This window comes from Spartinivicinus marinus, assembly GCF_026309355.1.
GTDB classification, from domain to species: domain Bacteria; phylum Pseudomonadota; class Gammaproteobacteria; order Pseudomonadales; family Zooshikellaceae; genus Spartinivicinus; species Spartinivicinus marinus.
Genome location: NZ_JAPJZK010000001.1, coordinates 2,328,307 through 2,353,274, shown reverse-complemented (window position 1 = coordinate 2,353,274; position 24,968 = coordinate 2,328,307). Strand labels below are relative to the sequence as shown.

General features: G+C 40.4%; 6 protein-coding genes. 4 read left to right on the top strand and 2 right to left on the bottom strand.

The genetic code is table 11. The features are described from left to right. Window positions 1-4 precede the first annotated feature (4 nt). Window positions 5-10,009 (top strand): calcium-binding protein, encoded by a 10,005-nt coding sequence (locus OQE68_RS10575; protein WP_180566526.1) that lies wholly within the window; start codon window positions 5-7, stop codon window positions 10,007-10,009. Window positions 10,010-10,493: 484 nt separating this feature from the next. Here the strand turns inward: OQE68_RS10575 and OQE68_RS10560 are convergent, their stop codons facing one another. Beyond that, entirely contained in the window at window positions 10,494-11,330 is an 837-nt protein-coding gene (locus OQE68_RS10560) for a hypothetical protein (protein ID WP_180566525.1), read from the bottom strand. A 389-nt stretch (window positions 11,331-11,719) separates the two neighbouring features. Next, entirely contained in the window at window positions 11,720-11,986 is a 267-nt protein-coding gene (locus OQE68_RS10555; RefSeq protein ID WP_180566524.1) for a DUF4404 family protein, read from the bottom strand. A gap of 350 nt (window positions 11,987-12,336) precedes the next feature. Between OQE68_RS10555 and OQE68_RS10550 the strand changes: the two genes are divergently transcribed. The 3 genes from OQE68_RS10550 to OQE68_RS10540 all read left to right on the top strand — a co-directional run bounded on the left by OQE68_RS10550 (window position 12,337) and on the right by OQE68_RS10540 (window position 24,853). Beyond that, window positions 12,337-13,494, top strand: coding sequence for a FecR family protein (locus OQE68_RS10550; protein WP_180566523.1), 1,158 nt, complete (start codon window positions 12,337-12,339; stop codon window positions 13,492-13,494). Between the two features lie 229 nt (window positions 13,495-13,723). Next, entirely contained in the window at window positions 13,724-16,558 is a 2,835-nt protein-coding gene (locus OQE68_RS10545; protein ID WP_180566522.1) for a retention module-containing protein, read from the top strand. Window positions 16,559-16,795: 237 nt separating this feature from the next. Next, a complete protein-coding gene (locus OQE68_RS10540; RefSeq protein WP_180566521.1) occupies window positions 16,796-24,853 on the top strand; it encodes a retention module-containing protein in 8,058 nt (2,685 codons plus the stop codon). The last annotated feature ends 115 nt before the right edge of the window (window positions 24,854-24,968 follow it).

Genomic DNA, 24,968 nt, shown 5'->3' with positions numbered 1-24,968 from the left:
CAAAATGACAAACATTTATCTTAGCCAAGAGCAAATTGAAATAATTAAAAATTTTCAAAGGAGAGGACCCAATGAAAATAATAGGTACGATGATGTATATCGTGCCATTTCAGAAATGTTACCTGATAGTGATGTTAAGTTGTGGTTTAAGGGAGCTGAGCAAGCAAATGCAGGTAGAGGTGTGTTCTCAGAAATAATTCGTGTATATAGCAAGCGACAGATGGAATTGAGGGGGATTACATATACTGATGAGATAATGCAAGCAGCATCAAATGCAGTAGCAGAAAAAGCATTGGAAGATGTTCTAGATTCTAGGCGTAAACAACCTGATGGTCGTTGGCTATTCCCAACTATAAGAAATATTGCAGATAAGGATGCAACAGGTGTTGGCCAAACGTTATTTGCAAGCTTAGATGATAAAGACACTGCTGGGGGTGATATTAATGCTGGTTGGGCAGGGTCAATATTATTTTCAGCTTTTGGCGATAATCAGACATATAGATTATTAACCGCAGGTGGTGGGCATCTAGATAAATTTGATGACTTAAAAAATATTCTATTTGCGTATGAAGCATATAGTAAAGCTCTTTGGGAGTCAGCAAAACAGGCAGGAGTTCAGCTTTTTACACTTGATAAGCAGCTTCTTACTGACTTAGGGATAGGTTGGGATACATTTCAGGAGGCTAGCTGGGATGACTTGAAAGCAATGGCATTCAATAACATTAGCTCTTTGTTAACAGGTGATGCGAAGCGGTTTGGAGAATTAATAAGCAAAGCTGGTACAGAAACTGTGCTAGATTGGATAATAGCTGGTTATAGTGGAAAAAAAGCAGCATTTAAGACAAATGTTGATAATTTTTCTGAGCAAGCAAATAGCTTTTTTGGAAGTCTATCTCCCAAAATTCAACAAAGCCTATCTGTTATACTACTACCTGATAGCAAGCAACAAATAATAGAGCTAGCCAAGCAAGATATTTCTGTAAGAAATTCACTATATACCTTAAATCCAATTGCAGTAAGTTTAGATAATTATTCTTACGACTTAAGCTTGCAAAATCCAAATTCTGGAGATGGAGCTATTTCAGAAGAGTGGCTAGATAAGCGAGCTGCTTTTTTGGTTTTTGAAAAGCTGTACCGACAAAGTAGGCAAACTGATGATGGCGTATTTGAAATGCCTTTAGGGCTTCCTGTACCTATAGTTGGAGATATAATATTTACTGACTATTCTAGTGGCGAAAAATATGAATTAAAAGTTAATGGCGTAGATGGTGGAATAGCTGAAACTAAGCGTATAGTCTTTGGTGGAGAAAGCGGTGACAATCTTCGGGGTGGTGATGGAGATGATTATTTATTTGGTATGAAGGGAGATGATAACTTTCAAGGTGGTGAAGGGAGTGATTATCTTGAAGGTGGTGAAGGTAACGATGAGCTGGATGGTGGTGAAGATAATGATACACTAGTTGGCGGCTTGGGTGATGATATTTATTATATCGATAACTCTGGCGATGAAATCATAGAAACTGAAGAGAGAGGGGACGATAAGGCCTACGTTTCTGTTGATTATAAGTTTTCGGATGAAGCTGAAATTGAAACCATAATCATGGAAGAAGGTGCTTCTAATGTTGAAGCTAATAAATACGATAATAAAATAGAAGGTAATGAAGACAATAATATCATCAAAGGTGCTGCTGGTGATGATGAAATAAATGGTAATGGTGGAAATGATAATATTGAAGGTGGTGATGGAGCTGACACCCTTGATGGTGGTGATGGAAATGATACGTTAAAAGGTGGAAGTGGTAACGACAAATATATAGTCGATAGTAAAGATACCATTATTGATTCTAACGGTGATGGAAGTGTTGAGTTAAATGGAATGATACTAACTGGTGGTAAACGTAAGAAGGATGACCCGCCAGGTGAGTACAAAAAAGGAAGAACGATTTATAAGTTAAATGGTAGCACTTTGCTAGTTAATAATGGTTTGATTATTAAAAACTTTAGCAACGGGGATTTAGGAATTTTATTAGAAGAGGATGATACCCCTCCGCCGCCACCACCTCCAAAGCCTGATCCTACGCCAGCTAGTCCAATTGCTTTAGATCTTGATGGTGACGGGATAGAAACAGTAGGCTTGGATAAAAATATTTTCTTTGACCACGATGGAGATGGTTTTAAAGAACTATCAGGCTTTATAGATAAAGATGATGGTTTGCTTGTTAGAGATATTAATAATGATGGGCAAATCTCAAGTGGTGCTGAGTTATTTGGTAGCAATACCCTGTTAAGTAATGGTGAGAAAGCTAAAAATGGTTTTGAGGCGTTAAAGCAATTCGATGACAATGGCGATAAACTTATAAACAGTGAAGACTCAATATATGAAAATCTAAGAATATTTCAAGACCTGAACCAAAATGGTTCAGTTGATAAAGGTGAGCTATTTTCATTAAAAGAAAAAAATATATCAGAAATAGAGCTTGAATATACTAGCTCATCATTTAAAGATAAGTTTGGAAATGAACATAAGCAGATTGGAAAGTATAAAACAAGTGATGGTAATGAGTATACTGCTTCAGATATATGGTTTAAATCTAATAGAACTCTTACAGATGAATCAAGTTCGAGTATAAGCTTATCTAGAGAAGTTCAAAATCTACCCGATGCTATTGGGTATGGAATAGCACGTTCTTTACGCCAAGCGATGCAAAGAGATACTTCCGGCAATCTTAAATCACTTGTTGAACAGTTTGTTAATGCTGATACAAGAGAACAGAGATTAAAGCTCACCACAGATATTATTTTTAAATGGACTAATCAAGAAGGTGAATACCGTAAGCATTACCAGTCGCCTGTTGATGCAAGAAAAATAGGTGCTTTAGAAGCTTTTTACGGTTATAAAGTTGATCGTCCACGAGGATCAGGGCAGCAATATGCAGCAATGTATAGGGGATATTTTGATAACTTGCGAGATACGGTGTTTTATCAGCTTTCAGCGAAAACTAATTTAGCACGATACTTTAAGGCTATAGATTTCAATCTCGATGAAAGTGACGGTTTATATAAAGGGAATTATGATAAAGCGGTAGAATTAATTCTATCTGATATGGCTTCGGATGTGTCGAAAGCCTATGACTTAGCTCAAGATTTTTTACAGTCGGTTAGAGGTGTAAACCCCTATAATCAAATAAATGTAATGCTTCTCAGGGCATCAATTGTTAGGGTGACGGATGAGCCTAGTATTCGTGATAACTTCAGTACGAAAATAGTTAATATATTGCTTGGATTAGCAACCGGCGCATCTGACGGAAATGATAGACAATATGGAAATAATGAAAATGATGTGCTATTTGGTCTTGATGGAGATGATTATCTTTATGGAGCAGCTGGTAATGACCAGTTAAATGGTGGTCGTGGAAATGACTATTTAGAAGGTAATGAGGGAAGTGATACATATCGTTTTGCTAGCGGGTTTGGAAAAGATAGAATAAATAATTACGATAAGTCTGCTGGAAGGCTGGATATTATATCCTTTGATGAAGGAATTAATAAAAGTGATATTGAATTGTCGAGGATGGGTGATGATTTAATTATCACCATTAAAAATACTGATGACCAAATAAGGGTAGAGTCTCACTTTGCAGGAGAAGGAAGCAGTGGGTATAGCATAGATAAATTATCATTTGCTGATGGTTCCGAGATGGAGGTAGGTCCTTCGCATATTGAAAATATAAATGTTGCTTTACAAAAAATTACTGCAGATGCTGATGAGTTACATGGCACTTCTCAAAACGATAATCTCAATGGTCTTGGTGGAAATGACGTTATTTATGGAAAAGATGGAAATGATGAACTCAAGGGGGCTTTAGGAGATGATACGCTGATTGGGGATGCTGGAGATGATACATTAATAGGTGGTGAGGGGCATGATGAGCTTCAGGGTGGAGATGGCAATGATATTTTGCAAGGTGGTCTAGGGGATGACCATTTAAGTGGAGGGAAAGGCAATAATATTTATCAACTTAATATAGGCGATGGGCTGGATGTCATAGAAAATGGGAGGGATGAAAAAAGTGAAAATATAATTAAATTTGGTCAAGGAATTTCTAAAAGCTCAATTATTTTACAAAGGCAATCAGATGATTTAATTATCCATGTCAATGGATCAGAAGATCAAATAAGAATAAGAAGCCACTTCAGTGGAAGTGAAATTGATAAAATCATTTTCTCTGACGGATCGTTAATTGATCAAAGCTATATTGATGCAGCTGTATTAAGAGGCTCCGAATTAGATGATTTCATTAAAGCCACAGATGAAGATAATGAAATAACAGGACTGGGAGGAAACGATAAGCTTTACGGATTAGGTGGGAATGATGTCGTAAATGGAGGGACTGGAAATGATAGATTATATGGTGAAAAAGGAAATGATACTTTAGATGGCGGAGCAGGTAATGACACCTTATATGGTGGTGTTGGCGACGATATTTTAATTGATAACGAAGGTAATAATTCCCTTGTTGGCAATAGCGGAAATGACACCCTATTAGCTGGTAATGGAGAAGATATACTGACGGGTGGAGAAGGAGATGACACACTACAAGGTGGTAAAGGGAATGATACGCTGTATGGCGGCGATGGAAATGATGATTATTTTGTTTCACAAGGTGATGGTCATGATGTAATTGTGGATAATCAAGGTGAAATTACCATTTATGTTGATAAACTTGATCCAGAAAAAGCTATTTTCCGTAGGAAGCATAGAGACTTAATTATCACTTTTGAAGATAATTCAAGTGATGATAGTATCCGTATAAAAAACTATTTTACTCCTCAAGAGTTTATTGGTGGTTGGCAGTTTAGTTTAGGCGCTGGTCCTGAAAGTTTAATGATGCTTTCCCCTGATCTTATTGCCGAGTTGTCGGTTAAAGGAACTCCTTTCGTTGATCTACTACATGGAAATTTTCTTGATAATGTCATTAGTGGTAAAGATGGAGATGATTATCTTGGCGGTTATGGTGGTAATGATCAATTAAATGGAGATGCTGGTGATGACCGTTTATTTGGGGGGCATGGAGACGATCAGTTACAAGGTGGAATAGGTAACGACAACCTGGATGGTGGTGAAGGGAATGATCAATTATCTGGTGGTACTGGTAATGACCAATTAGTTGGTGGTGATGGTGATGATACCTATATTTACCATGCTGGTGATGGTAACGAAGAAATCATTGACAGCGAAGGCACTGATCAATTGCGGCTTGTTGATATCGAAGCAAGACAGTTAATGCTAAGACGACACGACAATGATTTACTCATTTATTTTATCGATAGTGATGGCAATGTAGAAAATAACAATTCTATTTGTATCAAAGATCAATTTAATGACAAAGAAGGTGATATTCCTAAAACCATTATTGAAGCAATTAAGCTTTCAGATACTGAATGGAATTACCAAGCAATAAAAGATCAAGTTTTAAAAGGAACAATTAACGCGGATATTATTCGTGGGCATAAGGACAACGATATTATTAATGGCCTTGATGGTGATGATCAAATTCAAGCAGTGGCTGGAGATGATGAAATCAACGGTGGAAATGGTAGTGACACCATTTATGGTGGTCTTGGCAACGACATTTTAAAAGGAGAGGCTGGTAAAGATAGTCTCTATGGTGGCGAAGGAAATGACCATTTAGAGGGCGGAGCCGAAGATGACATTCTTTTTGGTAATGATGGAAATGATTCATTATTAGGAGGAGATGGATCAGATCAATTAACTGGAGGAGAGGGAGACAATTACTTAGATGGCGGCGCTGGTGATGACACTCTTAATTCCGGTGAAGGGAAAGATAAATTGCTTGGTGGGGATGGAAACGATGAGTTGAATAGTGGTTCTGGTGATGACCAACTTGTTGGCGGTGTTGGAAAAGATACACTAATCGCTGGTGCAGGCAATGACACTCTGGATGGTGGCCAAGGCAGTGATGAACTATCGGCTGGCTCTGGTGATGATACTCTTACAGGCGGTAAAGGTGACGACTCGCTAATGGGTGGTCATGGAGATGATCTCTATATTATTCATCAAGGTGACGGCAGTAATCGTATTGTTGATTCAGATGGGCAAGATCATCTGCGTTGGAGTGGAGTAACACCAACTAATTTATTAACTCGTCGTAACAACAATGATCTGGTTATTTTTGATCAAGCTTCAAATGAAAGCTTACACATTGCTAACTATTTTAGTCATCAAGTTGGACAGTCTGGTAGTGGTGCTATAGAAATCATTACATTTGATGATGGCAGCCAATGGCGTTTAACTGAAGTGCTTGCCCAAGCATTACTGGGAACTGACCAGGATGACCATATTGAAGGTCATGCAGAGGATGATACTATCAATGCCGGTATCGGTGATGATTTGATTCAAAGCAAAGATGGTAAGGACATAGTTCATGGTGGTGCTGGCAAAGACCAAATTAAAGGTGGTATGGGTAGTGATACATTATATGGAGACTCTGGCGACGATACGATTGAAGGGAATGACGGAGATGATGTCTTAGATGGTGGCCAAGGAGATGATCACTTACAAGGCCAGTATGGTGCTGATACGCTCCATGGCGGTACAGGTAATGACACTTTACTGGGTGGCTGGGGAGATGATCAGCTACTTGGTAATGAAGGGCAAGACTCTCTGGTTGGAGGTAATGGCAACGACCAACTGTTAGGAGGCTCTGGTAATGATGTGCTTGAAGGGGAATCAGGCAACGACCATCTACAAGGTGGCGCTGGAGACGACCAACTAGAAGGTGGTGAAGGTGAAGATACCTTATTGGGTGGTGATGGTAATGATACTCTCAATGCTGCCGATAGTGTGTGGGATACGGCTGCTAATACCTTAGCGGGTGGTAAAGGTAACGATACCTTATACGGTTCTTATGGTGATGAAACCTATCAATTTAATTTAGATGATGGGCAGGATTTAATAGTAGAAACTCGTCGTGATGAGGCATTAACTAATTTAAGTCCATCAAATGATAAATTAGTTTTTGGCGAAGGTATTACACCAGAAGACTTAACTTTTGTTCGTGTGAATAATGATTTACAGGCGCGCCATGTAAATGGTAATGATCAAGTTACCATCCAAAACTGGTTTCTTGATTTTAATAATTCACCGCACAATTATTTTAAAGTCGAAACATTTATTTTTGCTGATGGTACGAAACTAACAACAACCGATGTTGAGTCTCGCATTATTTGGGAAGGTTCTGATAATGCAGAGTCATTTATTGGTTATCGTGAGTATGGTGAAACCTTCAAAGCAGGAGCTGGTAACGATAAGGTATTTACCCGTAAAGGTGATGATATTGCTTATGGTGAAGCAGGTGATGACTATTTAGATGGTGAAGAAGGTAATGACCAGCTTTATGGTGGTATAGGTAACGATAATATCTGGGGTAAAACAGGTAATGATAAGTTAGATGGTGGCCAGGGTAATGACCATTTGAATGCAGGTGAAGGTGACGACACCTTAGTTGGTGGTGATGGTGATGATCAGCTTAGTGGTGGTTCAGGTAGTAACCATCTCGCAGGTGGTCAAGGTGACGATAAATATGTTTATCAAGGTGGCTTGGACATTATTGATAACACCGGTGGTGGCCATGATGGAATATTCTTTAATGATGGAATTACCAAAGAACGTTTAAGTTTTGTTCGTGATGGTGATGATCTACTCATTCATGTAGATGAAGCTGAACAGCCGGCAGTTAGAGTACTTAATCATTTTCAAGGCGGTGAATATGCTATTGGTTATGTACAGCCAGATGGTGGAAATTATATCACTACTGCTGAAATCAATCATCGATCAGCTGCCAGTGAAGTTGAAGTTGAAGGTGATTATGATGCAGTAGTCAATGGAACTGAGAAATCTGAGGAGTTATCTGGTACTGAAGGAAAAGATTTAATTCGTGGTCAGGCTGGTAATGACACGCTATTTGGCATGTTAGGCAATGATGTGCTGGAAGGTGGTGATGGAAACGATTTTATTCAGGGAGGCAATGGTCGTACTGGCGTAGCTGATGGAGATGATCGTTTGGAAGGTCAAGCAGGAGATGATGTTCTATCTGGTGGTGGTGGTAACGACGTACTGCTAGGTGGTAAGGGCAATGACCATTATTACTACCATGCCAATGGTGGTCAAGATGTAATTGATAATACAGGTGGTGGACGAGATTGGGTCTTTTTTATTGAAATTAGTCGAGACAGAATCAGTTATCATCGAGATGGTGATGATTTAGTGATGTTGGTAGATCAAGATATTAACCAACAAGTTCGCGTTAAAAATCATTTTGTTGGTGGTGAATCTGCGATCAGTTATATCCAGCCGGGTGATGGTGGTTATGCTATTTCTACCAATAATATTTCCCAGCGTTTAACCCCAATGCCTGAAGAGTCTAATGGTAATACTGGCTCTGAAACAGGAAATGGTAATGGCGGTAATAATGGTGGGAACGGCAATGGTGGAGAAGGAGGTGAAACCAATAACGGCGGAGAAAACAATGAAGGTGGTGAAGGAGAAACCTCTGGCGAAAACAGCGGTGAAACAACGAATCCACCACAAATTGGAGGTGAAGATTTATTAATAGGTACTGAAAGAGATGAAGTGCTTATTGGTGGGGTAGGTAATGACACATTAGATGGTAATGCTGGTAATGATGTTTTACTTGGTGGGGATGGTAATGATAAATATATTGTTAAGGTGGCAGCAGGCCAAGACACTATTATCGATACTGTCGGTAAAAATCTCCTTGTTTTTGAGGGGATCAGTTTTAACCAAGTGTCATCTAACCTATTCAAATCTGGAGACGATCTGCAACTGAGCGTATCTGGTACTCAAGATAAAGTTGTTATCAAAGATTTCTTCACTACAGCAAATATAGCAACTATTAGTTTTACTAGTGGTGGTGAAATTACAGCAGAGAAGTTATTTGAAGTGTTTGGTTTGTCGTTACCAATAGATTCTGTTGAAACAATGAAAACAATTAATGGAGATAACACTGATAATAGTTTAACTGGATCTGAGTTAGCTGAAATTATTAAAGGTGATGGTGGAAACGATACAATTACAGGTGGTCAAGGTAATGATACCTTAATAGGTGGTCGTGGAGATGATCGTTATATTTTCAGAGCTGGTGATGGCAAAGATATCATTGATAATCGTGGTGGTGGGTTTGACACAATAAGATTTGAAGGAGTCAGCTTTAACCAAGTCGCATCAAAGTTCGTTATTCAAGGTGACGATCTGATACTAAATGTGTCAGGTAGTCAGGATGGCATCACTGTGAAAAACTATTTTCAGGGTGGAGACTATGTAATTGACCAGGTTGAGTTTGCTAATGGAGGGCAAATCACAAGTGAGCAATTATTTGAGGTATTTGGTAAAACTAATCCAGACCCAACAGGCTCGCCACGTTATGTAGGACTGCCTAGTGAACTCGCGTATGCCAATATTTATAACGGTAATAAAGCTGCTGAAAGTATAATCGGCTCATCTGATGGTGATTTCATTGATGCAGGTGCAGGTAATGATGTAATACGTGGTAATCAAGGAAATGACTTACTACTTGGAGGTCGAGGTAGTGATACTTACCTATTTGCAACGGGTGATGGTCAGGATCGCATTAATAATCTTAAAACCTCAGATGATGAGCATGATGTACTACAGTTAGCAGGTATTGATAAAAACCATTTGTGGTTCCATCGTGAAGATGACAATTTAATAGTGGATGTAATTGACTCTGATGATAAGGTTACAATCGATAATTGGTTTGCGAATGAAAACCAGCAACTTGCTGAAATAGAAACTACCGATGGAGTTTTAGGCAATGATGATGTAGCTACACTTGTTCAGGCTATGGCGGCTTTTGAAGAGTCTGGTGGGGCTGCAACGGCTGATCACTCACTATTATCAGAGCCTTTGAAAGCTACTTTAGCACAGGCATGGCAACCTAAGTCTTAAATGATTTTTCATTAAAGCTATTTATAGCCCGCAGTATGCGGGCTTTTTTTGTAAGTCTATGATTTTAAAAAATTCCTTCAGCTCGATTTACTCGGCTGGAATCAAACGAGTTTATGCGGGCCTGGTTGACCTTCGGTTAAATGGATTTTTTACAGCTACATGCGATAACAAACTCCCACGATATCTTTTTTTATTAAAATATCTTAACCTGAAAAAAATACTGTTGTAGCAGTTGGATAGGATCTTTCCATTAGAATAAAAGCATGAAATTTGAAATAGACTGCTTAATAAAAAGGGGGTATTTTTTTATTGGTGTTAATTAATCGTGATTTAAGATAATTAAAGATCAAAAAAATTGCTTGCACTTATTAAGACTAGATAAACTGGATAGTACTTCTGACTTTAAAAAAGATATTTCTGAAACCATACTTGATCGCATTAGCCCAGTATATAGACTTTCAGAGTTGATTAAAATTCAATGAAACTAGTTCTCTTCATAATTTGCCGTTGTATTCTGTTTTTCCATGAGCTTATCAATTTTTGACTGTACGGCATGTACGACAGCTTTAGCTATGATGCCATGTTGTGTAAAAAGGGGGGCGATGGCAGCTTGTAACTCTTCTTTTACAGTAGGTGCTAGTTGATTAAATGGCCCTATCCCGTTTAGGTTAATCGTTAGCTGTTGGTAGGGCATTCGAAACTCGTTGACTACCACCTCTGTTAGGCGCATTTGTTTAGTGCTCATGGTAATGTCTACATTAGCTTTAGGTGCTAGCCCACTTATAACAGCAACAGTTGAGGCTGAGGTGGGTTGGGTGAGTTGTTTAGGTCCTCCAGTTGTTTTGGCATAGCCCATTGCAATCAGGCTATCTAAGTAAAAATCCAGGCAGCCATTGGCTTGAATATCTTCATCAGTGGGTGTGTTTACGTCGTATATATGCAAGTCATTTATGCGTAATGTTGATAATCCTTTTAGCTCATGAAAGCCAGTGCTTAATGTGCCTACGGTACATATTGGTACAGAGGGAACTTTAACGGTTACCCCTAAAATATGAGTGCACTGCTGTGGAATGCAAATAGGACCAGAAATTTGAGCGATTACTTTGCGATTAAAATTGAGTGGGTCTAGATGGTTAATAATATCGCCAAATAAGTTAGTTGTAATATCCGCTATTTTAGGCAGTTCTTGGTTAATCTGTTGTACAATTTCTTGTAATAGCTTGTTCAACACCTCCAGGTAGGGGCTCTCCTGGTATGCCTGAAGCACTGCCTTGTCACCAATAGGTGATTTGAGTGCTTGTGCTATCAGCGCTTGCGACATTATTAGCGGTCCGTCTTATAAGCTCTATAGTTTATACCCAGAGTTATATATACCCAGTACAACTCATTTTAGGTGTAGATATCTACAAGTATATACTCACAGCGAAGTTTTATTAGGCGAGGCATCAAGCAATGAGTTCCAGTAGCACTTTCTTTATAAATTAAAGTAGCTACCGCAAGTCTTACAGTAGCAGACTTGCCCCCAGGAGTTTATGTTCAATAAATGACTGGGGTGACAGTTAATAGCTCCTGCATTATCTGCATTTCCACCATCCTTGGTGGTCAAGAGCGAAGATAACAAAGCCTAAAAATTATTCGCGAAGAGTAATAGTCTTTATGGATATAGGCGATACTACAGGCGTTGTAAAGCCATAAAAATGTTATATTTTTTTAGACGCCTATATTTTTTAAACCATCCAGTAGTTGTTGTATTGCTTCAGCCAAAGCAGGGTGCTTATCTGAAAATTTGATTAATTCTTGTTCTAACTGATCAATGATTGTTTCAACAGGTGTACCTTGCTTTGGGTTGGCGATAGCCAGGTTAAGTTCTTCAGCAATGGCTTTGAGTTCACCTGTGGTACATTCGTCAGCTGCATCCATTGCCTGGATAATATTTTGAATTTGATCTACATGGGGTTGAAGTCGTTTCGGTGCCATTATAAATCCTCAGATTAGCTTTGCTGGAACTGCTAGTTGTATTCATTAATTTACTTGTTTTGTATTTATTTAAACTGAAAATTTGCAATATATCATTAACCTAGAGCAATTATTTCAACACTTGTTATTGATAAGGCTTTATTTAAGTATTGGCTGAGTTGCTTGGACATTCCATGTTTTGCTAGCTTAATAACATAAAGTTATGTGTTTTGCTTTATTTACTTCTAAATAGAATTAAAGTTTTTGATATAGGTGTTTTTGTGATTAGTACCAGGGTACAATTGTGAAATAAAGCAGATTTCCTTAAATTTGCGCCTTTTTTTGACTGAGCAGTTAATATAGAGGCGGCAATGACAAACCAGGTTTCAGATTCTCTCTCATCCCATAGCCAGATTGCTATTGGGCACATTAAGTCAGTAACTGGCAAAGTAGTTATCATTTCTGAAACTGGTTTACAGCGGCTTGCTGAGGTAGGTGGTTCACTGTTTCGTAAAGATAAAGTTTTAACTCAAGGAGCTGAAACAGTACTTGAGTTTGTTGATGGTAGCCAGATAACTTTAGGTGATAAGGACTTTATAGTTTTAACCGAAGAAGTTTTTTCTAGTGAAGATATAGAACAGCAGTTAAGCGAATCGAGCACTAACTCTGAAACTTTACAGAGTGTTCAAAGTAAATTAGTAAATGATGATGCAGTTGAAAATAACTCGATAAATCAGGGTGCTACTACTCACACGATAATTGAAAGGGATTTTGCGGAAAGTTCATTGAAAACTGAATTGTCAGAATCAACCATTGAAGTACAAAAGCTAGTTGATAACAAACAGCAGCCTTTATTTATGGATGATATTTTAACTGAGGATTTGGTTTTATTTAATAGTATAAATCAGTTAGAGAGTGATAACCCTGAAACCTCAGTGGAGTATCCTGTATTAACTGAAATTATTAAAGCAACAGATACAACATTGAATCCATCTAGTAAAGAAGCAACGAAGCAAGTAACAGAAGACGTATCGGACATTATAGATTCTTCAAGAGAACGCTTTAAAATGTACGATGAAATCGGTAAGTCTAAAAGTAAACTAATCGCAGCGGAAGAGTTAACAGGATTATATAAAGGTAATTTAAAAAATATTTTTATTGAGGATGTTGACTTAGGGTGTAGTGAGTTAGGCGATCTCTTTTATCTAGCCAAAGAAAATGCTTGGCAGTTTATTCCTGCTCAGGGATTTGAGACAAATACTTTAAGTGTTAAGTTATTGGTAACGGTCACTGACGGAGCTGAGCGTGACGAAATAGTAGTAAAGTATTCTGTGAGTAAGGAAAACTTATCTATCGTAGAGAGTAATTCGTTGAACTCAAATGACTTAATTGAAGATAGTGATGGGGATGATCTTATTTTTCCTGGTCAGGTTTTGACGTCTAATTTCGCATGCAGTGAAAATCCTCAACTTTCTATATTGCCTTTAAAAAACTATATAGAAAATGATGATAATCAGTATGATGTATAAGTTATAAAATCATTCTAAAAAATAGTTAAAAAGCCAGCAATTGCTGGCTTTTTGCATTTATATAGAAGTATTCAGTCTAGTTTATGAAAACAAATACTATTAATTTTGTGGTTATAACTGGTTGGGTCTAGTTAATAGTGTGATTAGTACCTAAGTACAGTTGTGACATAGTTTGCATTTTAGTTACAACTAAAGCCAAGTGTTCTCCCATATTGTCAGGAGGTACGGTATGGCTGCTCGTCAGAGTGATTCAGTTGACCCAGTTCCCCAATCCATTGGCTTTGTAAAACAAGTGTCTCAAGCAACGGCTGTTGCTGCCAGTGGAAACCATCGACCGTTACACTCGGGCGATCCAGTTTATCCCTTCGATAAGCTTATCAACCACCATGGTGTGATAGTTGTTGAGTTTACTGATGGCTCTTGGCTGGATATGGGACCAGGTGACCAAACGGTTTTGGATCAAGATGTATTTGATATTGCCAATACCGAAGAGGTAGCTTCAGCAGCAACAGATGTTGATGCATTGCAACAAGCTTTATTAGCGGGAGCAGATCCTACCCAGGTGTTAGAGCCAACAGCCGCTGGACCAGCAGCAGGTACTTCTCCTGATACTGTAAGTGGTGATGGTTCAAGTGGGCTAGCTACTATTGCCCGAGATGGCTCCACAACCTTAGCAACAAGTGGGTTTACTACAGGTGATGCTAGCCTAACAGAACTTGCTGATACAGCTTCTGAGCAAGAAGCTGATGAATTAATTACGGGGCTAGGTGGTTTTGCTGTTAGCGCAGCCACTAGCAGTGGTGTTACAGAAAATGCAGCAGCAAATCCTTTAGTAAGTAATGTAGCGATAACTGTGGGTGAACCCGATATTCCAAACCAGCCTGAAGTGCCATCAGAGCCTGCTCCTTCTGAATTACCAATAGGGCCAGCGCCCACGGAATTTCCTGATGAAACTACCCCACCTGAATTACCTGATGAACAATTTCCAGAGGCTACTGAAACTCTGGATGAAAACCCATCTGTAGAACCTGAAGACACTACGCCACCAGCTATCAGTTTAAATGCAATTGGTTTAACCAATAATAATACACCTGTTATTTCAGGTACTGCTGAGCCTGGTAGTGCAATAACAATCTTTGTGGCAGGACAAACTATTGCTACGGTAGCTGCTGCGGACGGTAGCTGGAGTGTAGCTCCCCAATTATTAGCAGATGGTAGCCACACAGTCACTGTAAGTGCGACGGATGATAGCGGTAACCAATCTACAGAAGTAACAGAAATAGTTACTATTGATAGCACTGGCCCAGTAATTAATGCCATCGATTTTGATCTAGCAGAACAAAGTGCAGCAGGAGATATAGTTGGACAGGTGACAGCAACTGATATAAATGGCCCTATGAGTTATCAGCTAGATACGGCAACTGACTTATTTGAAATTAATAGTGAAACAGGGGTAATTACTCTTACCAATGCAGGTGCAGCAGCCAATTTATTAGATTTTGAAACTAATCCTAATTTTGCTGAGCTAACGGTAATAGCAACGGATAATTTAGGTAATCAAACCAGTCAATTAATTAATATTAATATCACTAATGTCAATGAGTTACCTACCGGAGAAGACGATACAGGATTTATTAAGTTAGGAGCAACCACCAGTTTAACAGGCAATGTGCTTATTAATGATAGTGACCCTGATGGGGATAGTTTAACTGTTGCTGAGGTTAATGGAGTTCAACTGGGTGTAGGTAATAATGTCATTAATGGTTTGTATGGTGATTTAACCATTCAGCAAGATGGTAGTTACAGTTATCAACAACATATTATTAATCTAGATGAGGGGTTGGTAGCTCATTGGGCATTCGATGAACTTAAAGGCAATCATTTTGATGATATTGCAACAGCAGATCAAATAAATGATAAAGGTCGGCTAAGAGGTAATGCCAGTTTAGTTGATGAGGCTATTAGCGGAAAAGCACTCAGTTTGGATGGTGCTGGCGATTATATTGATATTAATAACTCCAAAGAAATTAATAATTACTCGCATAATAAACCCATTGGAGGATCAGGATTTTCAGGGCGCTCAATCAGTTTTGGATTTAAAGTTGATGGCACTGATTTAGATAGTCGTCAGGTTATATTTGAGGAAGGCGGTAATGTTCGCGGTCTGGTGATTTATATCGAAAACGGTGAGCTTATTGTTGGTGGTTATAACCGGCCCGATAATATTAATTGGCAAGGCAGTTATGCCAAGGTGGATATTACTAATTTAGATACTAGTGAGTGGCATCATGTTGCTCTTGTGTTAGACCCTGATAACCAACAGTTAACAGGCTATTTAGATGGTGATCGTTTTCAGCAAGTGCAGGGTGATCTGCTTTATCGGCATCCAGGTGATATCAGCATTGGTCGTACCGGCGACCAGAATGTATTTTTAGATAATGATGGTATTGCAAGGGTTGATAATAGCCCAAATTATTTTAAAGGCTTGGTGGATGATGGGTTGGTTTATAACCGTGTTTTAACTGATACTGAAGTGAAAGCATTGCATTCAGGGGAGTTATCTGAGGAATTTAACTATCAATTATCTGATGGTGAACTTGCGGCGCAAGCCAATTTAAATATCACTTTAACAGACAATTTAACAGGGGGAGCCACTGATGATGTGTTGTTAGGAGGGGACACTATCGATTTAATAGCAGGTGGAGCAGGTAATGATCAATTAACTGGAGCTAATGGCGGCGATCAATTTATTTGGTCTGAGCTAGACCAAGGGACAAATCAGCTGCCTGCAGTTGATATTATTAAGGATTTTAATACCCAACAGGGAGACGCACTTAACGTAGCAGACTTACTCATTGATGAAGACGTTAATAGCTTAGAGCAGTATTTAGCGTTTAATTTTGAGAATGGCTCAACCACTATTAATGTTAGTCATGCTGGCAACGGTGAAATTACTCAACAAATTGTTTTGGAAAACGTTGACTTGTCTAGTCATTATGGCACAACGGATACAACAGAATTAATTGATAATTTGTTGGATGATGGCCATTTAATCGTGGATTAAATTTTCGTTTTTATTTCCTTATTTTCATTCTTTCCCTTTTATAAGCACCATAACCAAAAAAATGGTGCTTATTTCTTTTCCCTTTAAATATCATTATTTGTTTCGCGGTTTGTTAAAAAATGTTGCGGTATGTCGTTAAATTTGTGTGATTAGTACCTATGTACCATTGTGACATATTTGTTATTAGCCTAAAAATTACACAGGTTTTTTTTTATCCTGTAGTAGCGGAGACGACTGATGGCAAATGAAAAGGATGATTTAACAAATATAACACCAGACCCAATTGGATTTGTTAAAAAACTAACAGGTGAAGCGGTAGCAGTTTCATCGACAGGGGCTACTCGCGAATTAAACGTGGGAGATCCTGTTTATCCATTTGAAAAAATAATAAATAAATCAGGGGTTATTCTGGTTGAGTTTACTGATGGCTCTTCTATGGATATGGGACCTGAAGATTCAACGGTGTTAGATGAAGATGTTATTCCTGAAAAGCATGAAGTAGCCGATGCAGAAGAAGCGGCTACAGATGTTTCCGCCATTCAACAAGCATTACAAGCAGGGGCAGATCCTACTCAAGTAGCAGATGCTACCGCAGCGGGTACATCAGGGCGACAAGCAGCAGCGACTATTGATCACAGTGAAGGTGCTGAGGGAGGCATGGTGCTCGCTCGGGATGCTCATGAAACCATAGCTGATGCAGGGTTTGATACTACTGGGCCTGCCGGTTTAACGGGTGCGGCCATTGAGCGAGAAGTGGGAGATGTTGCAGCTGGTGTTTCAGCAGAAATAGCGGCAGCAAGTCTGGGGCCATCAGTTCCCTTTCTGGTGATTAACCCTGTTGGACCAACCGATGATGCAACACCGGATATTACCGGTACAGCAACCCCCAATAGCACTGTAACCCTATTAGTGGGTAATCAAGTACTAACCACTAAAGCAGGGCCTGATGGCTTCTGGAAAGTAACACCTACAGACCCTCTTCCTGTTGGTCGAGTAATTACTGCCACCGGTACAACTACCGATGAAAACGGCAATACCTCACCCCCAACTCAAGCTCCTGTCAGTATTACCGACACCTCAACATTCATCACTATCGATGGCCCCATTGAAATCGACAATGTTGTTGATGTCGCTGAACAGACAGATGTATTGGTTTCTGGTACCTCTGAGCCTAATACCAAAGTGGTTGTTAGCTTTATTGATGAAGCGAATGGTGAAGTGGTCAGTAAGCTGGTTACTACTGACCCTAATGGCAAATGGTCATTAACAGGTAATGAGGTTGATCTTACTCCATTGCAGTCAGGCAATATCACGGTTCAAGCGGTTGGAACAGACCCTCATAATAATACGGCTACAGCGACTACAGCTATTACCTTGCAGCCGAACGTGGCGGTGACAGCAATTACCGATGACACCGGTAACCCGACTGATTACATTACTTCTGATCAAACCCTTGAAATTAGCGGAACAGCAGAACCTAATAGTACAGTTGAGGTGTTTATCGATGGCACCTCAATTGGTACGGTACCCAGTGATGGAAATGGCAACTGGACCATAGATCATACGGCTACCAGCATACCAGAAGGTCCTCATACTATTACTGCAACAGTAACAGATCAGTCTGGTAATACAGCGACATCGACAGAGCTTCCTATCACAATTGATGTCACACCACCTGCTGTAGCGATTACTCAAATAACAGATGACTCTGGTAATCCCACTGACTTTATTACGAATGATCAAACCCTGGTTATCTCTGGTACTTCAGAGCCAAATAGCACGGTAGAAGTGCAGATTGATGGTACACCTATTGGTACTGTACAAGTTGATCCCAATGGCAACTGGAGTATTGATCATACCGCTACCCAGCTACCTGAAGGACCTCACACGGTAACAGCGACCAGTACCGACCCAGCGGGTAATCAGGCGACAACAACTCAGCCGGTTACTATTGATGTTACTGCGCCAGTTATTGATATCACAGGGATTACTGATGACTCAGGTAACCCCTCAGATTTTATTACCAATGACCAAACCTTGGTAATTTCAGGTACATCCAATAATCCGAACAGTACCGTAGAAGTGTTTATTGATGGTAACTCGATTGGCACAGTCCCCACTGATGGCAATGGTGCCTGGAGCATTGACCATACTCCGACGCAACTGCCAGAAGGGCCGCACAATATCACTGCATCTACTACGGATATTGCGGGTAACACAGCAACGACTGCTCAGCCTCTGACCATTGATTTAACTCCACCTGCTGTTGCCATCACGGCTATTACTGATGATAGCGGTAACCCGACTGACTTTATTACTAACGATCAGAATCTAGTTATCTCAGGTACCACAGATAGTCCAACAAATACTGTCGAAGTCTTTATTGATGGAGTGTCGATTGGTAATGCGGTGGTTGATCCCAACGGCAACTGGAATATTGATCATACCGCTACGACCTTGCCAGAAGGTCCCCATAACATTACGGCTACCAGTACTGACCCTGCTGGTAATAAAACAGATACTGACCAGCCATTAACCATTGACGTCACAGCTCCTGTTATTGCCATTACAGCAATAACCGATGACACTGGTAACCCAACGGATTTTGTTACTACAGACCAAACGCTGGTAATTTCAGGTACTTCAAATAACCCCAATAGCACGGTAGAAGTGTTTATTGATGGTAACTCAATAGGGACAGTCCCCACTGATGGCAGTGGTGCCTGGAGTATTGATCATACGGCGACTACCTTACCAGAAGGCTCTTATAACATTACTGCAACAACAACCGATGTTGCTGGTAACCCGGCTACTGCTAACCAGCCGTTAACCATTGACTTGACGCCGCCAGCTATTTCGATCACAGCGATTACAGATGATAGCGGTACCCCAGCTGACTTTATTACTAATGATCAAAACCTAGTGATTTCAGGTACTACAGATAACCCTGGCAACACAGTAGAAGTGTTTATTGATGGAGTATCGATTGGCAATGCAGTCGTTGATCCCAATGGGAACTGGAATATTGATCATACCGCTACGACCTTGCCAGAAGGTCAGCACAATATTACTGCCACCAGTACAGACCCTTCAGGTCAACAGGTGACAACAAGCCAGCCATTAACCATTGATGTGACGGCACCGGTTATAGATATCACCGGTATTACCGATGACTCTGGTAACCCAACCGATTTTATAACCAATGACCAGACTTTGGTGATTTCGGGTACCTCAAATAATCCGAACAGTACGGTGGAGATCTTTATTGATGGTGGCTCAATTGGAACAGTGCCAACTGATGCCAGTGGTAACTGGAGCATTGATCATACCGCGACCAGTTTGCCGGAGGGGCCTCACAACATTACCGCTACTACAATCGATACTGCGGGCAATATTGCCAATACTGCTCAGCCATTAACCATTGATGTGACAGCACCAGTCATTGATATCACTGGCATTACGGATGATTCAGGCAACCCCACTGACTTTATTACTAATGATCAAACCTTGGTGATTTCAGGTACTTCGAATAACCCCAATAGCATGGTAGAAGTCTTTATTGATGGTGGCTCAATTGGAACAGTGCCAACTGATGCCAGTGGTAACTGGAGTATTGATCATACCTCGACCAACTTGCCAGAAGGCCCGCATAATATTACCGCTACTACAATCGACACAGCTGGTAATATAGCCAATACTGCTCAGCCATTGACCATTGATGTGACGGCACCAGTTGTTGATATCACAGCGATTACTGATGATTCAGGTACCCCAGCTGACTTTATTACTAACGATCAAACGCTGGTCATTTCAGGTACATCGAACAACCCAAACAGTACCGTAGAAATATTCATCGATGGTACCTCTATTGGCACTACACCTACAGACGCCAGTGGTAACTGGAGTATTGATCATACGGCAACTAACTTGCCAGAAGGGCCTCATAATATTACTGCTTCGACAACTGATGTTGCAGGTAATACAGGTACAACTGATCAACCGCTAACCATTGATCTGACACCACCAGCAGTATCAATTACAGCCATTACTGATGATAGTGGCACCCCCGCAGATTTTGTCACTAATGACCAAACTCTAGTGATTTCTGGTACGACTGATAATGCAGCCAATAATGTTGATGTCTTTATTGATAATGTATTAATTGGTACAGCTGTTGTAGATCAAAATGGTAATTGGAGTATTGATCACACAGCGACTAACTTGCCAGAAGGGCCTCATAATATTACCGCTACGGCGACTGATTCGGCAGGTAATAAAGCTGATACAGACCAACCGCTGACAATTGATATCAGCGCACCTTCTATTACATCACCTGATAACTTTTCAATCGAAGAAAACAGCCCTGCAGGTACTGTGGTAGGTTCTGTGGCAGCAGCTGATGCCACCAATGTGACTTATAGCTTCCAAGGCGGTGCCTTAACCAGTCCTGATGGTTACTTTGCAATTGATCCCAACTCAGGTGAAATCAGCTTAACTCAGGCTGGAGCTGATACAGCAGCAGCTAATGGCTTGCTTGACTATGAAAGTGGTATACATGCCGACTCGCTGGGTATTGTGGTCAGTGACAGTGCAGGAAACCAATCTACTCAGCAGCTCACGATTAACATAACAGATGTTAATGAACCACCCCAAATTACTGCTAATACGTTAGATATCAATGAAGGGCAAACGGTGGTGTTGAATTCTGCTAATCTGGCAGCCACCGATCCAGAAACCAATGATCCAGCTTTGATATTCACTGTTGATACAGTACAAAATGGCCAGTTTGAATTGGTCGGTAATCCTGGTGCTCCAGTGACCAGCTTTACCCAGCAACAGGTTATCGATGGGGAAGTACAGTTTGTTCATAATGGCACTGACAACCCGCCTAGCTATAACGTAACAGTGACAGACGAAGGTGGCCTGACCGATACAGGTGCTGTAGCGGTGAACTTTACCGCAGTAAATGAGCCACCAACCATTACGGACAACACCCTAGATATCAATGAAGGGCAAACGGTCGTGTTGACGTCAACCAACTTGGCTGCCACAGACCCTGAAACCAATGATCCTGACTTAGTATTTACGGTTAGTAATATTCAAAATGGCCAGTTCCAACTAGTAAGTAATAACTCGGTTGTAACAAGCTTTACTCAGGCTCAGGTTACTAATGGTGAAATTCAGTTTGTCCATAATGGTAGTGAAAACCCACCAAGTTATACCGTAACAGTCACAGATGAAGGTGGCTTAACAGATACCAGTAATGTGGGGGTGAACTTCACCAATGTGAATGAAGCACCAGTTGTGGGTGATATAGAACTGTCGCAAGTGCTTGAGGACAATGTACTGGTTATTAATCAGTCTGATTTACTAGCCAACTCATCTGATCCAGATGGTGATACGCTATCTGTTACCAGCCTTTCAGTTGACCCTCAGTTTGGCTCTCTGGTTGACAATGGTAATGGTACTTGGACATTTACACCTACTGAGCATTATTCAGGAGATGATGTTCCGTTTAGCTTTACCGTTTCTGATGGAGCGTTAACCACAAGCGGTACCGCTATGCTTGATATTATCCCGGATGCTGATATACCGAACTTAAATATTGGCGATCCATCAATGGGGCCAGGAAATGGTTTAGTGGGTGAGTACTATGGTGTTGAGACAGCAGTTGGTACATATAATTTAAGTAATGTGGCAGGCACAGTTGCTAACAATAATCCTGATGCCACCTTTGTTTCGACAGCCATTAACTATACGGGTGGAATCGATAGTTTAGGCACAGGCAATTCGCTGCAACAGTTCTTAAAACAAGATGCGACCTCTCTTAGTGCAGACCCAGGCGATACTAGTCATGGAGTAATTAACCTAAAAGGGTTTATTTATTTAGAAGCAGGTACCTATACACTCAGTGCTTTGCATGATGATGGTATTTCTATCGATATAGGTGGCGAAAATGTACTTACCCGAGAGGGCTTTGCCGGTACGCGTATTGATAGCACTTTCACCATCGATAACAGTGGTGTCTATTCATTTAATCTGGATTATTATGATCAGGGTAGTATTCATAACCTAGATCTGCTGTTAGGGCTTCAGGGACAACAACTACAGCCTCTATCTCAATCCTTTACTTATCAAACCCTAACTGATGCAGAAAATGCAGTGGATGATGGTGGGTTGGTATATGTGGATAACCCATCAGGCATGGATTATTACACGGTAACAGGCAATACGGGTTATGAAGATACTTTCATCGACCTAGTGGATTTAAATGCTGCTTTAGTGGATGTAGATGGTTCTGAGTCGTTAGTCATGAACCTGGAAAATATTCCAGTGGGTGCAGAGTTAACCGATGGCACGAATAAATTTATAGCAACAGCAGGTAATACCACAGTTGATATGAGTGTTGGCTGGAACCTGAGTAATTTATCAATAAAACCACCCGCTAATTTTAACGGCACTTTTGACCTCAACTTTAAAGCGACATCTATTGAGCAGTTGAATAACGACCAGGCCGCTAACTCACAAACTATTACTGTTACTGTGCTGCCAGTTGCTGATGTGCCAACAGCCAGTGATTTTACTATCGACTTGAATGAGCAGGTTACAACAGACGGCGACTCATCCGATGAGTTCACCACCTATTCCTTCAGCCAGTCTGACTTTACCGATGCAAGTAAAGGTAATTATTTTGATGAGCAAGGTGATGCATTAAGCTCAATTACCATTACCAGCTTACCTACCAATGGCACCTTGTTATTTAACGGTAACCCTGTAACAGCTGGGCAGATAATTAATGCGGGTGATATTAATAATTTAAGCTTCCGTGCAGATAGCAATGCCAGCGGTGATAACTTTGCTAGCTTTGATTATCAAGTAAGTGACGGTACTGATACCAGTGATGCACAAACTATTAACTTTAATATTGCGGCGCAGGCGGATCAGCCGGTAATTGATATTGCAACAGAGCAGCAGACCAATGTTTTTACTTCCAGTTTTGAAGGAGCAACTGGAGTTGCAGCTGGGCAAGCTTCATTTGTTGATACGGTTGATGGCTGGTTAACCGCTAGTAACAGTAAAATTGAGGTTCGTGGTTGGAGCGGTGATTTTTACACTGCAAACAGTGGAACGCACTTTATTGAGTTGAATGATGACCCAACAAATCAATTTCCTGATGCTTTAAATATCTATCGCGATATTAATACTGAAGCGGGTGCGAAATATGAGTTGAGCTTTTACTACTCACCAAGGCCAGGTTATGACGCAGAAACAACTAAGATAGAAGTTTGGTGGGATGGGAAGCTAATTGATACGATTGCTCAGAATGGCGGAACGGATCAAAATGTTGCTAATACTTGGCAGCAGTATAACTATACACTTGCAGGGGATGGCACGAGTGCGCGATTAGAGTTCAGAGCAGCTGGAGATCCAAGGTCAGGTGGTCGAGGTGCTTTTTTGGATGATGTACAGCTCACTGAGACTAGGGGGGGCAGTGCAACAGGGTATGAAGACACCACAATTAAGCTGCCAGATATTACAGTGACATCTGTCGATCCTGGTGAGCAGGTGACTTATAGTCTAAGTGGGATGCCTGTTAGCGCAGTTATTAGTGACGGTGTTAATTCTGAGGTCTTCAGTGGTGGCCAGCTTGATATCAGTAACTGGACTTTAAGTAACTTAAGTATTACACCTCCACCAGGCCATAAAGCGGATATTGACCTTACTTTCACCGCAACTGCGACAGAGCCAAGTACAGGTCATAGTACTCAGGCTACTGAAACGATTCATGTTGATATCCTCTCGTTGCCTGAGCAAGTAGGAAGCCCGCAGTATGTAGATGGAGATACTAGCGCTAATGTCCTAACAGGAGGTGATGGTATTGACTTTATTAGTGGTGGCTTTGGTCACGATACGTTAACTGGTGGTGAAGGTGCAGACCAGTTTATCTGGCATCGAGATGACTCAGGAGCACTGACTAATGAAGGGGTAGTAACGGTTGCACCAGACCCAAATAACCCTCAAATTGACCATGTCACCGACTTTGAAGCCCACAAGGATATTCTCAATGTTAAAGATCTATTAGCAAGTGAGAATGCGCAGAATATCGATGACTACCTAACACTCAATTTTAGTGGTGGCTCTACAACAATTGATGTAAGCCCGAATGGGGATGGACAGGTTTACCAAAAAATTGTCTTGGATAATGTTGATTTATCTACCCAGTATGGGGGTGGGTCTTCACACGATATCATCCAAAACATGATTCTGGAAGGAACCCTTGTTATTGACCAGTAACAGGCTATAAAAAACAAAAAAGCCAGCGTCATGCTGGCTTTTTTGTGCCTAAATCAAATGTTTTTTCAAATAACTTTTAAGGTTTGCTGCTGTTGCTTAAAAATATTTATTTTTA

What these genes read in the sequence shown, in the direction of transcription:
- OQE68_RS10555 (WP_180566524.1), bottom strand. Translation starts at nt 11,986, where the DNA reads ATGGCACCGAAACGACTTCAACCCCATGTAGATCAAATTCAAAATATT.
- OQE68_RS10575 (WP_180566526.1), top strand. Translation starts at nt 5, where the DNA reads ATGACAAACATTTATCTTAGCCAAGAGCAAATTGAAATAATTAAAAAT.
- OQE68_RS10550 (WP_180566523.1), top strand. Translation starts at nt 12,337, where the DNA reads ATGACAAACCAGGTTTCAGATTCTCTCTCATCCCATAGCCAGATTGCT.
- OQE68_RS10540 (WP_180566521.1), top strand. Translation starts at nt 16,796, where the DNA reads ATGGCAAATGAAAAGGATGATTTAACAAATATAACACCAGACCCAATT.
- OQE68_RS10560 (WP_180566525.1), bottom strand. Translation starts at nt 11,330, where the DNA reads ATGTCGCAAGCGCTGATAGCACAAGCACTCAAATCACCTATTGGTGAC.
- OQE68_RS10545 (WP_180566522.1), top strand. Translation starts at nt 13,724, where the DNA reads ATGGCTGCTCGTCAGAGTGATTCAGTTGACCCAGTTCCCCAATCCATT.